We start from the raw sequence: 12556 nt of genomic DNA on the forward strand, positions 1-12556 counted from the left end.
TTCAGGACTTTGTGATGGTTTCTTCCAGATTATAAATAGTTGAGACAATGCGCATCAAAGCGGCCAGTTGCACTTTGTCAACTTGTTTCGGGATAGGGTATTCGCCCACCGCCAGCGCTTTTTCGGCGCTTGATTTATTGAATTTCTTCAGTTCGTTTTCGTAATACGTAGTGAGTACAGAAACCTCTTTTTCGTTAGGTTTTCGGCTCACAATCAACCGAAATGCCTTACCAATTTTATCGTCGATAGCGGTTTTTTCCTGCAATAAATTAGCTGCCAACACGCGCGACGCTTCCAGTACGGTTGGGTCGTTGAGCATGATTAAGGCTTGCAGGGGCGTATTGGTTTTTAACCGACGTACTTCGCACAAATCGCGATTGCTGGCGTCGAAAATAGCCATCGACGGGGGCGGAACGGTACGTTTAATGAGCGTATACATCCCTCTCCGATACAATTTAGCACCGTGATCCTGTACGTACATCGATAAAAGTCCTCGTCCCGACGTAGCACCTTCCCATAATCCGGGTGGTTGATAGGGTTTCACACTCGGACCGCCAATTTGCCGATTCAGCAAGCCACTACTGCTCAAAACCAAATCACGAACTAGTTCTGCATCAATTCGATAGCGTGGGCCACGTGCCAGATATTTGTTGTCAGGATCGGTTTGTAATTTCTCTTTGGTGATAACCGCCGACTGACGATACGTAGCAGAAGTGACCATTTGCTTCACCAAACGCTTGATGTCCCAGTTGTGGGTCATGAAATCGACCGCCAGCCAATCCAGCAATTCGGGGTGGGAGGGAAGTTCGCCCTGCATCCCAAAATCCCCCGCCGTTTTTACCAGTCCCTTGCCAAAAAACTGCTGCCAAAGCTGATTGACGTACACACGGGCTGTCAACGGATTTTTCGGGTCGAATAACCATTTCGATAGTCCGAGCCGGTTTTTTGGGTAGTTTTTGTTAAACGGCAGAATCGCAGTCGGTGTGCCGGGTTGAACTTCGTCGCCGGGCGAATCATAAGCGCCACGTTTCAGCAGAAATGTTTTCCGTGTGGTATCCAGATCAGACATTACTGAAACGATCAATTTGTTGGTATCCAGCTTGTTAACGAAGGATAGTAAATCCTTTACGTCTTCGTCGCAGATTTCCATTAACGGCTTTTTAGCATACGTATCAGGTCCACCAATTACCGACTCAATACCAACTTCCTTTACGTTGTTGAAAAAGGCGAAGAGCTGATAATATTCTTTCTGCGGAAATGGATCGTATTTGTGATCGTGGCAATGCGCGCACTCCATCGTAACGCCGAGCAATCCTTTTCCGAACAAATCGGTACGGTCTGTTACGTAGCCAATCCGGTATTCTTCTGGAATTACCCCGCCCTCTTCCGTGATTTTATGATTTCGGTTGAAGCCCGTAGCCAGCAGTTGCTCTTTAGATGCCGTGCCCGGTCCGCTCCAGCCTTTGGGGCTTTTCAGAAAATCGCCAGCTAGTTGCCAGGTCACGAAATCGTTGTAATGCATATTTGTGTTGAAGGCATGAATGACCCAGTCGCGCCAGGGCCATTGTGTGCGGTAGCCATCGTCCTGATACCCATGCGAATCGGCGTAGCGAGCAATATCGAGCCAGTGAATGGCCATCTTCTCGCCATAAGCCGGATTTTTGAATAACTGGTCGACAGCTTTTTCGTAAGCCTTATCGCTTTTGTCGGCCATGAATTGTTCCATCAATTCCATACTGGGCGGCAAACCGGTCAGGTCCAGACTTGCCCGTTTCAGAAGCCGCTCCTTATCGGCTTCCTCATTCGGAGACAGCCCTTTCTGCTCCTGCTTCGCAAGAATAAAATGATCGATCTCGTTCTTTGGCCAATCGGTGTTATCGATTTCAGGTAGTTCGGGTTTTTTAGGAGCGACGAATGCCCAATGCTTTTCATACGTAGCGCCCTGCTTTATCCATTTCTCAATCAGCTTGATTTCCCGAGCTGATAATTTCAACCCCGAATTAACCGGAGGCATCAGCGTCGACGTATCCTGCGAAGAAATTCGCAGAAAAACTTCTGATAATTCAGGTTTACCAGCCACAATAGCATGTGCGCCGGGATGTTCCTGCAACGCTTTGAACGCACTCTCAGGATCATCGAGCCGAAGACCAGCTTCCCGTTTGTTGGCATCAGGGCCATGACAGGCCAGACATTTGTCCGACAAGATAGGACGAATGTCGAAGTTATAGCTAATCTTGTCGGGAAGCGCTTCGTTATCAGCCTGATTCGCTGATGAATTTGTACAGGCCTGTATAAACCAGACCGCACCGGCTACCAGAGCGAATAAAAAATACGATAGCTGTCTCATCGAGTTAATTAAGTTATACGTGTAAACCCCACGGCAGCGGCCGACCGTCCTAAATCCCTCCCCCGTAGGGAGATGGTCGGCCGCTGCCGGACTTTTACTTGTCACTTTTTGAAGTCCCTCCCTACGGGGGAGGGATTTAGGACGGTCGGCCGCTGCCGTGGGGTTTATTATTGTTAATAATGGGGTGCTAACTACCTTACGCCAGCAAGTCCATTACTGCTTTGCCTTTCCCATCGGGCGTTGTATAAAAGGGGCGTTTCTCCACTTCATACTGTGTGTCGGGTGCGATGCCAAGCGCGTGATAGATAGTCTGGTGAATACCGTCGACACGTACCGGATTCTCGATGGTTTTGCAGGGGCGTTCGTCGGCGGTTTTACCGTAAACGAATCCTTTTTTTATCCCACCGCCAAACATCAGCATCGAACAGCCATCCGTAAAATGGCGGTGCATACCGTAAAACTTCATGTCAGACAAAATATCGGGTTGCTTGACCTGTTCCTGTACTTTCACATCGGGGCGACCTTCAACCATCATATCGCGACTGAATTCACTGGCAAGCACAATCAATGTACGGTCGAGATGGCCTGACTTTTCCAGATCCAGAATCAGTTGCGCAATTGGCCCGTCAATCTGGCATTTCATATCGGCCAGTCGTGTATGCCCGTTTTCGTGCGTATCCCAGCCTTTAAACGGTTCGTACTCAGTCGTTACGCTGATAAATCGTGCCCCCTGTTCAGTCAGTCGACGCGCCAGTAAACAACCCAATCCAAAACGGCCAGTGTTGTAGCGTTCGTAAATATGCTTTGGCTCGGTGCTGAGGTCAAACGCTTTCGCTTCGGGGGAGTTCAATAGCCGATACGCCTGCTCCATCGACCGACGTAGTGATTCTTTCTGATAATCGCTGCCAAACTCACCAACCGGACTATTGCTAATCAGTTCGTTATATAGCTGGTTCCGTCGCTCGAACCGACGGGCATCCATACCGATAGGCGGGCGAACACTTTCAAGCCCTTGACTCGGATCAGGAATGAAAAACGGACCAAACTCATTACCCAGAAAACCGGCTGTATGAAAGGCTTTCAACTCTTCAGCTTCACCAACGGTAAACCGCTGACCAATATCGACAAAGGCCGGAATAACTGGATTTTTTGGTCCTAACTCCTTCGCAATCCAGGAACCGATATGCGGAGCCGCTACGGTTTGGGGAGGTTCGTAGCAGGTATGCCAGTGATATTGGTGCCGTGAGTGCAGAATATGTCCCATATCGGCTGCTACGTAGGAACGTATCAATGTACCGCGATCCATTACGTTGCCGATGGATTGAAGACCATCCGAAAAATGGATGCCATCGAGCACCGTTGGTATTGATTTGAACGTACTGAGTACCCGGTTTCCCTCCATATCTTTCTCGAAGGGCGTATATCGTTTGGGGTCAAACGTTTCGGTGTGGGCCATGCCACCGGCCATCCAGAGCAAAATAACTGTATCGGCAGTGCCGCGTTGACCCGGTTTGCTGGTGCAACCTGACAGTAAACTTGGCATAGGGGCTCCAGCGGCCAAAGCGGCTAACGTAGCAGCACTGGTTTTCTGAAGAAATTCCCGCCGATTCCATTTGTAATTCATAGCCTCGAAAAATTAATAATGAATAATGTAAAATTAATAATGTCTGATACAGAGCGAGGGTAAGACTAGCAGCCCATTATTCACTGTCCATTATCCATTGTTCATTAAAATCAATAAATCAATTGAAATTCGGGGTGGAGCGCCATGGCCCAGACCAAATCCTGAATTCCTTCTACAGTCGGAGTCTTGCCAACTATTTTCTCGGCTACTGCCAACTCTTTCGGTTGCGGATCGCGTCCTAATGATTTGCGATAGAGTTCTTTAACCAGTACGTCTGACGATGGGTATTTTGCTTTCCAGATTTCGGCTCCGTATTTCAATGCCTGATTGAACGTAGTGCCGTTGGTAAGTTCAAGCGCCTGCAAAAGATTGGCTTGCGAGGTTCGGCTGGTGCTCACCGTTTCGCGATTTGGGCGACCAAGTGCCGTTAAAAATGGATCGTTTTTGACCAGGGAGGCCCGTGAAAAAGGCACTTCTTTCTGTATAGTCGGTGGTAGCATTTTCACCAGCGACGTATCTTGGTAAATAGGATTAAACGCCAGACTTACTGCATCGGCAAACTGCTCGGCCGTCAGTCGACGACGTACCATTCCTTTGAAAACGTAGGTTGGAGCCGTAATTAAATCCGCGTCTTTAATCCCCTCCGACGGAAGCTGATACGTTTTGGACGTAGTGATGGTGTAAATCAACTTCTTGATATCGTAGCCGTTCTGTACGAAATCATACGCAAGCCAGTCCAGCAAATCCTGACTCCAGGGTTCATTGTCCATTACGTCCACGGGTTCAACAATGCCGCGTCCCATCAGTTGCGCCCAGATTCGGTTAACCAGTGTCCGATAAAGCCGTCCATCTTTTGGCTGAACCAGAAAATCGGCCAGTTCGCGAAGTCGTTTTTCAGTGGGCGCATCAACGCTGATTTGTCCTAGTTCTTTATACAGAATCCGGCGACCAGCCATTTTGCCCGTTGGCTTGTCGCAGCGGTTAATTTCTAACGTAGTGTCCGAAAATACGTTGGCAAAGGCATAAGCATCGTCCAGTTTCCAGTCGCTGACAAAGCTATCATGACACGAAGCACATTTGAGGTTCAGACCCAGCATAACCTGCGCTACGTTCTGGGCTGCCTGCATTTCAGTACGTTGGCTGGAGTTGATCGTTCCCCGCCATTTAATGCCTTTAATAAATCCTTCCGATTCTTTTGTTGGGCTAATCAGTTCACGGACAAACCAGTTGTACGGTTTATTCTTTTTCAGCGATGAATACAACCACTTTGTAATATCATATCGTCCGCCGGTGATGTAGCCCGTGCCCGAATAATCGTTACGTAGTGCATCGTTCCAGAACGTGAGCCAGTGTTGTGCGTAATCGGTATTTCTATCAAGTAAGCTTTTGACCAGCGTTTCGCGTTTGTTTGGGCTTTGGTCAGCCACAAACGTATCAATCTGTTTGGGCGTAGGAATCAGACCCACTACGTCGAGATAAACCCGGCGTATGTACGTTCGGTCGTCAATAATCGCTTTCCAGTTTATTTTGTGCTTCTGAAAATAATCGTTCACCAATCTGTCGACCGGATTGGTAAGTTCGGCTGTAGCGGCTGGTAAAACGGGTAAACGTGGGGCCAGTTCTGCTACGCGATACAGGCTTTTTTCGGGACCATCTGGCCACGGAGCACCCGCTTTTATCCAGAACGAAAGCAGCGCAACTTCCTTTTCGGTGAGCCGTTTGCCTTTAGTTGGCATGGCTTCTTTATCATCGGCAGGAAGCATGATACGGCGTATCATCTCACTATCTTCGGGGTGGCCCGGTTTCAGAACTGCACCATGTTCACCACCCTTGAAAATGTTGTCTTTACTGTCGAGCCGAAGCTCGCCTTTGGTTTTGGTAGCACTATGGCAACTGTAACAATTGTGCGCCAGAATGGTACGTACTTCGATGTTCAAATCCTGAACCTGCTTATCGGTAAGCGGCTGATTCGCATTGACGCTGGCAAAGGCAAAATTGGTTTCGCCACCAGCCGGAATCGCGGGTTTATTGCCGGGTAATACGCTTGTTAGATAATCTTCGCCATGTGTTAGCAGCGCACCGTAATGACCAGCCAACGTAACGCCCAAGACCGTAGTAATAAGCAGGCTTCGATAGAGAGCGATGCGTTCGGAACGTAGTGCCAGTATGGTCAGGATAGCCAGCGCCATTGTTGCAATGCCCGACCATTGGTGGATAGTAACCGTGCTACCTTCGTAATCTTCCTGACTTTTAAGAACAAGGCCAAGAATAACCGATACTACGGCACTGATGGTACCAATCCAGAGCATAGCCGTAACGCCCGCTCGGAATTGATTTGATTTACGGTACCAGTCGACAGCTTCCAGCAATAAAGCAATGCAAAGTAAGCCAACCGGGAAGTGAACAAAGAGCGGGTGTAAACGGCCTAAAAACTGCCAAAGCCAAAAAGAATCTGCAATAATTGTCACTACGAAATGATTTAGTTAACCAATAAACGTATTGTTTTCTCAGGAATTTTCAGCACGAATCCAAGTCTATATAACGTTGGTTCGTGCTGAAAGGTGCCTGATTAAGAGATATTTAATTCTCTCTATTGGTATCCGGGGTTTTGCGTTAACTTATTGTTGATCAGAATTTGCGGAGCCGGAATCGGGAAAAAGTACTCAAAATCGCTGTAGACGTAGTCCTGCGCATTAAACGCAATTCCTCCTCTGTCGACGGTTGGTTTTGCTTTTTCCTTGGCTCCTTTGGCATTCATAAAGGTTGCTAACTCCGCTGGCGTCATGGTACGTTTAAGATCGAACCAGCGGTGGTTTTCGAAAGCCAGTTCCACCCGTCTTTCCTGAATAACTGCCGTTTTGAAAGCGGCTTTATCCGTGATAGCCAAGTCTTTCAGGCCAGCGCGTTTACGTACCTGATTTACATAGCCAAGTGCCTCAGCCGTCGGGCCAGATTGCTCATTGATCGCTTCGGCCATCATCAGTAACACATCGGCATAGCGCAAAACAGGCCAGTTATTATCCGTACGTCCGGTAATGGTGTGGGGATATGTAAATTTAGTTATGTAAGGAATATTTACCACCGTACCATTGAGCGTATAACTGGTCTTCAGCGATACATCTTTGCGTAAATCACCCGCTTCATAAGCCGCAATCATATCGTTTGTCGGGATGTTACGTCCCGAAGGAGCGGTATTGGCAAATCCAGTTATGGCGCCCGCCGAAAGCCGTGGCGCAAATAGATATGCAAAGTTGCTCCACTCGCCCAGATCGTTACCACCCTGATACTGCACCTCAAAAATAGATTCAGGTCCGTTTTTTCGTGCCGGATTGAAATTGTCGGCATAAAGTGCATTCAGCGAATAGCCCGTTACCTGTTTCAACGTAGTAACCGCTTCGGCATACTTTTTCTGTGTCAGATACACCTTGCCCAATAAGCTTAGCGCAGCACCTTTGGTAACGCGGCCCAGTTGAGTAGACGGGTACGTAGCAGGTAAGGCCGTTACGGATTCGGTCAGATCTTTCTCAATCTGTTTCCAGACATCGGCCTGTGGCGACCGAACCAGATCAAACGCCTGATTTGGGTTGGTCAGCGTCGACGTAACAAGGATAACATCGCCAAAATACTGCACCATGTTGAAATAGAAATAAGCACGCAGGAATTTAAGCTGACCTTCGATAGGGGCTTTTGTCGCGGCATCGAGCGTACTTGCCGATAATTTCTCCAGCGTATAATTAGCATTGTACAATGCCTGATAATACTGGTTCCAGACATTGGAAATTTCGCCGTTACCCTGGTTTACGGTCGAAAACTCGAAGGCTTCCCAACCAGCAGCTCCCCCACGGTCGAGTGGGTTGAAGTCGAGTGTCGTGTTATCCGAAGGAAACTCCTGAAAAATATAAGCCGAGTTGGTAATCGTTTGTAATTGACCATACACGCCACTAAGTGCCTGCTGAAACTGGGTTTCATTTTTATAGAAAAGGTCCGTGCCAATCCGTGTAGGGTCAGTGGCAACAAGATAATCTTCTTTGCAGGAAAACTGTGTCAGGCAAAGAAAAAAGGTTGATAAAAGGGTTATTTTTTTCATTGTCTGTGCCAATTAGAAGTTAAGCTTAATACCTGCTGCTACGGTTCTTGGAACCGGATAAGATTCGTCGTCATTGTTCAGCTCAACATTGTTCGAACTCGTGCTCGTACCTCTTACGCCCGCATCCGGATTATTGCCTGGGTATTTGGTAAAGATGAACAGGTTATTGCCCGTCACGAAAACGCGGGCACCGCTCAGAATCGATTTGAACTTGGGCAAATTGTAACCGATAGTAACGGTTTTCAGCCAGGTATAACTGCCATCGTATATGTACCGTTCGCTGCTCTCGCGCGACCATTTGAAATAACTCGTACCACCCTGTGAGTTTTTCGCGTTGGGGTTCGATCCGGGATTCTGGGGCGAACGCCAGCGATCCTTTGCCTTATCAAGTACATTGAAAACGCCATCCATGTTCATGGTTGAAGCTTCGATATTTCTGTAGACATCAAAATCATTAACACCGAGGAACATGATGTTCAAGTCGAATTTCTTATAGTCAGCCGCTACAGTCCAGGCCCAGGTAAAGGCTGGATTCGGGTTCCCAATCTCTACCATGTCCTGTGTATCGTAAGAAACCACGCCATCGCCGTTGGTATCCACAAACTTCATACCCCCAGGAATTACCCCATCCTGCTTGGCCCAGGCATCAATTTCGGCCTGCGTATTGAAAATACCCACTTTCTGATAACCGTAGATCATCCCAATTGGGCGTCCCACTTTCTGTACATTGTAGCCGCCGTAGAAACTGCCGTACCAGAGCATGTCGTTCGCACCTTTGATCGCCAGAATTTTGCTACGATTGAAGCTGATATTGGCGTTGGTACGGAAGTTAAGCTGCCCGAAATTAGTCCGGTATTCACCCCCGATCTCAAACCCGTGGTTCGCTACTTTCCCGATATTATCCAGGGCCGTTGTAAAGCCTGAGACCGACGGTATCGAAACCGGCAGCAGCATATCATTGGTAATCTTATTGTAATACTCCAGATTCAGGGTCAGCTTGTTGTTGAACAATCCGACATCCAGACCAATATCCAACTGATTTGATTTTTCCCATTTCAGATTCGGGTTAGCAAAGGCGCTGACCACTTTGCCGGCGGAGAAAGCATTGCCTAGAATGTAGTTATTCGCACTCACGAAGGCCAGACTGGGGTAATTACCGATCGTAAGAAAGTTATTATTCCCAGTAACCCCCCAGCTTGCCCGCAGTTTCAGATCGCTGAGTACCGCTGATTTAGGTAAGAACGACTCTTCTGTAATGCGCCAACCAACCGAAAAAGCAGGAAAGTCGCCGTATTTATTGTTGGCCCCAAATCGGGAACTACCCTCCCGACGATATGACGCTGACAGCAGGTATTTATCTTTATAGGCATAGTTGATCCGGCCAATGAACGCCAGCATACTCCAGCCATATTCGTATGAGTTTGCCGAACGTATTGACGCCGAACCCAGGAAGGGTACCAGATCATCGGGGAACGTATTTCCCGATCCTGTAAAACCTCGTACCTGTTCCTGCTGTGCCGTGTAGCCCGCTAGTACGTCAATATTATGATTGGTATTAATCTGTTTTTGATAGGTAAGAAGCTGATCAAGCGAATAGTTGGTTAGCTCTTCCGTGTTATCGGTTTCGGTAGCAATCCGGGGCGGAGCACCCGCCGTACCATTAGCCACCGACAAACCAATCGTCGATGGTACGTATTCTTTGTAGGTATTGTTATTCAGCTTAATGTTGGCCGAGGTTCTGAATTTAAAATTCCGTAGAAACGAAACCTCCACAAATGCATTGGAAAGCAGATCCGAAATGTTCCGACGACGTTGCACATTCTGTAGAACAAACAACGGGTTCGGGAAGCCGAATACGCCATCAACGCCATTGATATAGGGAATCAGCGAGCCGTCTGCATTGTACGGTGTAGCCCGAGGGTCCATCAGTAAGGCACCACCTACCAATGCACTTCTGCCATCGGTATTCGCCAGTTTTTGCCGCGTATATGTACCATTAATGTTCAGGCCTACATTAATGATTTTGTTGACTTGACCGCCCAGATTGGCTCTTGCCGAAATCCGATCGTAATTTGTTTCTTTAATTACTCCATCTTCCTTATAATACCCTACAGATAGTACTGATTTGATAGGTCCAGTCCCTGATGAAACAGCGAGGTTCAGATCAGAATAGGGTGCGGCTTTTCGCATGATAAGATCATACCAATCAGTTGAATACTGCGTCTGTTCCGGGAAACGATAGCCAATAGGCACTTCACTTTCCAATGGTTCACGATTCTGAAGAATCCGGATCTGATCCATGAAAACGTCTTTCTTGAACTGCGCAAATTCGACGCCGTTCAGCATTTTCACCCGACGAGACATCGGCACGCTCTGTACACCATGATCGAGCGACAGATTGACGTTCACTTTGCCTTCCTTGGCGCTTCGGGTGGTAATAAGCACTACGCCATTTGAACCTCTAGCTCCGTAAATAGCCGTCGATGCCGCATCTTTCAGCACCGTTACGTTCTCAATATCATTGGGGTTCAGGTTCTGCCCAACCGACGTACCAACCGGAAAACCATCGATAACGTAGAGCGGATCACTCCCCCCACCTATTGAACCAATACCCCGAATCCGTACCTCAAACTGGCCGCCGGGTGCCCCATTTTTCTGTTTTACCACCACGCCCGGTGCCCGGCCTTGTAGAATCTGGTTTGGGTTGTTGGCTGGTTGCTCACCAATGTCGCGCATGTTAATGACCGACACCGCCGACGTAATATCCTGTTTCCGCTGAGAGCCATAACCTACCACAACCACTTCGTTCAGTGTCTGATCGTCGGGGGTAAGGCTGATGGTCAGGTTAGTTTGATTGCCAACTGTTACTTCCTGTCTTGTGTAGCCTACAAAGCTGAAAACCAGTACTGTATTGCCATTTGGGACAGTTATTCTGAATTGGCCGTTGCTATCGGTATTCGTTCCCTGCGTTGAGCCTTTCATAACAACGCTTACGCCCGGCAACGTAACGCCTTTATCGTCAGTTACCTTACCTGATACGGTAATATCGGCCGGAGCAACGGTTGTGCTGAATTTATCTATTCCGGGAACGTAGCGGGCCAGCAATTGACTATTGTTGGCTCGAAGATTTGCTCTGGGTTGTTGAGCAAAACTTGGCATCCAGCTCGCTAACACGCCTAGTGCGGCTAACTGATAAAGTTTGTTCATAGGAGTATTGATAAGATTTAGGAATAGATGAAGACTGTAAAAAAGACAACTTCATAACCAAATATTACCAGAAGGCACTACGTAACTTTCCTATACTTTCCTATATTTATGATTATTTGGTCGATTTTATTTGAATTATCAATATATCTGGCTTGCGAGACGCTTTTAGAAGCAGGAAGCAGAGGGGAGACCTTTTTTTAAGGGTTAAAAGGCATGGTGTTGTATGAAGAAGTCACGTATTAAATCGGTCACTTGTAATGCTTACCCATATTAAAATCAACGATTTTTCGAATACGCCCAAGTACCAACAGATTTTCAATTCGGTAGTGGCAGGTATCGAAAGTCGGGATATTTTACCAGGCAATAAGCTTCCTTCCATCCATGAAATTGTTGCCGAATTTGACGTATCGAAAGGGACTGTTGAGCGAGCTTACGAGCTGTTGAAAGAAAAGGAAATTATTGGCGCGGTTAAAGGAAAGGGGTTTTATATTAATTATACGCCAACCGGCAAAAACCTGAAGATTTTCCTGCTCTTCAATAAATTAAGCACACACAAAAAGATTATTTATGATTCGTTTGTAGAGACGCTGGGGCCAGATGTTGCCATCGACCTATATATCTACAACAACGATTTCCGGATGTTTCGGGATTTGATTCTACGGCAGGCGCATAACCACACGCACTACGTAGTAATCGGCCATTTTTTCGATGGCGACGAGAAGGCGGACGAGTTGATCAATAGTCTTCCAAAACATAAACTGGTGATTCTGGATAAGTTTCTGGAAGGTGTAACCGGAAGCTATGCGGCTGTATTTCAGAATTTCGAACGAGATCTTTATCAGGCACTGACAGCGGCACTAGGGTTGCTGAAAAAGTATTCCACATTAAGTATTTTGTTCCCTTCTTACTCCTACCATCCGAAGGCCATTCTGAACGGCTATTATAAATTCTGCTACGAACACGGTTTTCAGACAAGGGTTATTCAAAATATTCAGGATGAGGTAATTAAGCCGAAACAGGCGTATATCAACCTGATGGAAGAGGATCTGGTTGAGCTGATCAAGAAAATAAAAAAGACCCCTTACACCGTTGGGCAGGAGGTCGGAATTCTGTCGTATAATGATACGTCGATTAAGGAAATTCTGCTGGATGGCATTACCGTAATGTCGACCGATTTTGCGCAAATGGGACGAACGGCGGCTCAACTTATCCTTAACGGCAGTGTCGAGCATATTGAAAATCCATTTCGACTCATCGCCCGAAAGTCGCTCTAGGGGTGGGAGAGATTATT

At 47.3% G+C, this 12556-nt stretch carries 6 protein-coding genes; 1 reads left to right on the forward strand and 5 read right to left on the reverse strand.

The genetic code is table 11. The features are described 5' to 3' along the window. Nucleotide 1: 1 nt before the first annotated feature. The 5 genes from ACYVD4_RS26540 to ACYVD4_RS26560 form a co-directional block, all read right to left on the reverse strand. Entirely contained in the window at nucleotides 2-2347 is a 2346-nt protein-coding gene (locus ACYVD4_RS26540; RefSeq protein WP_460950848.1) for a PSD1 and planctomycete cytochrome C domain-containing protein, read from the reverse strand. Nucleotides 2348-2543: 196 nt separating this feature from the next. After that, nucleotides 2544-3971, reverse strand: a complete 1428-nt coding sequence (locus tag ACYVD4_RS26545) for a DUF1501 domain-containing protein (RefSeq protein WP_460950849.1) — start codon at nucleotides 3969-3971, stop codon at nucleotides 2544-2546. Nucleotides 3972-4081: 110 nt separating this feature from the next. Beyond that, nucleotides 4082-6439 carry a DUF1549 domain-containing protein gene (locus tag ACYVD4_RS26550; RefSeq protein WP_460950850.1) on the reverse strand — a complete coding sequence of 786 codons (2358 nt, stop codon included), beginning with the start codon at nucleotides 6437-6439 and terminating at the stop codon, nucleotides 4082-4084. Between the two features lie 122 nt (nucleotides 6440-6561). Then, nucleotides 6562-8058, reverse strand: coding sequence for a RagB/SusD family nutrient uptake outer membrane protein (locus tag ACYVD4_RS26555; RefSeq protein ID WP_460950851.1), 1497 nt, complete (start codon nucleotides 8056-8058; stop codon nucleotides 6562-6564). 12 nt (nucleotides 8059-8070) lie between these two features. Further along, nucleotides 8071-11265: a SusC/RagA family TonB-linked outer membrane protein gene (locus tag ACYVD4_RS26560; protein WP_460950852.1), complete on the reverse strand. Its 3195-nt coding sequence runs from the start codon at nucleotides 11263-11265 to the stop codon at nucleotides 8071-8073. A gap of 257 nt (nucleotides 11266-11522) precedes the next feature. Between ACYVD4_RS26560 and ACYVD4_RS26565 the strand changes: the two genes are divergently transcribed. Beyond that, the gene (locus tag ACYVD4_RS26565; protein WP_460950853.1) at nucleotides 11523-12539 is read left to right on the forward strand and encodes a GntR family transcriptional regulator; all 1017 of its coding nucleotides are present in this window, start codon (nucleotides 11523-11525) and stop codon (nucleotides 12537-12539) included. Nucleotides 12540-12556: the final 17 nt, after the last annotated feature.

This window comes from Spirosoma daeguense (assembly GCF_054776875.1).

Coding starts and splice junctions, on each gene's coding strand:
- ACYVD4_RS26565 (WP_460950853.1), top strand. CDS start 11,523: ATGCTTACCCATATTAAAATCAACGATTTTTCGAATACGCCCAAGTAC.
- ACYVD4_RS26545 (WP_460950849.1), bottom strand. CDS start 3,971: ATGAATTACAAATGGAATCGGCGGGAATTTCTTCAGAAAACCAGTGCT.
- ACYVD4_RS26555 (WP_460950851.1), bottom strand. CDS start 8,058: ATGAAAAAAATAACCCTTTTATCAACCTTTTTTCTTTGCCTGACACAG.
- ACYVD4_RS26540 (WP_460950848.1), bottom strand. CDS start 2,347: ATGAGACAGCTATCGTATTTTTTATTCGCTCTGGTAGCCGGTGCGGTC.
- ACYVD4_RS26560 (WP_460950852.1), bottom strand. CDS start 11,265: ATGAACAAACTTTATCAGTTAGCCGCACTAGGCGTGTTAGCGAGCTGG.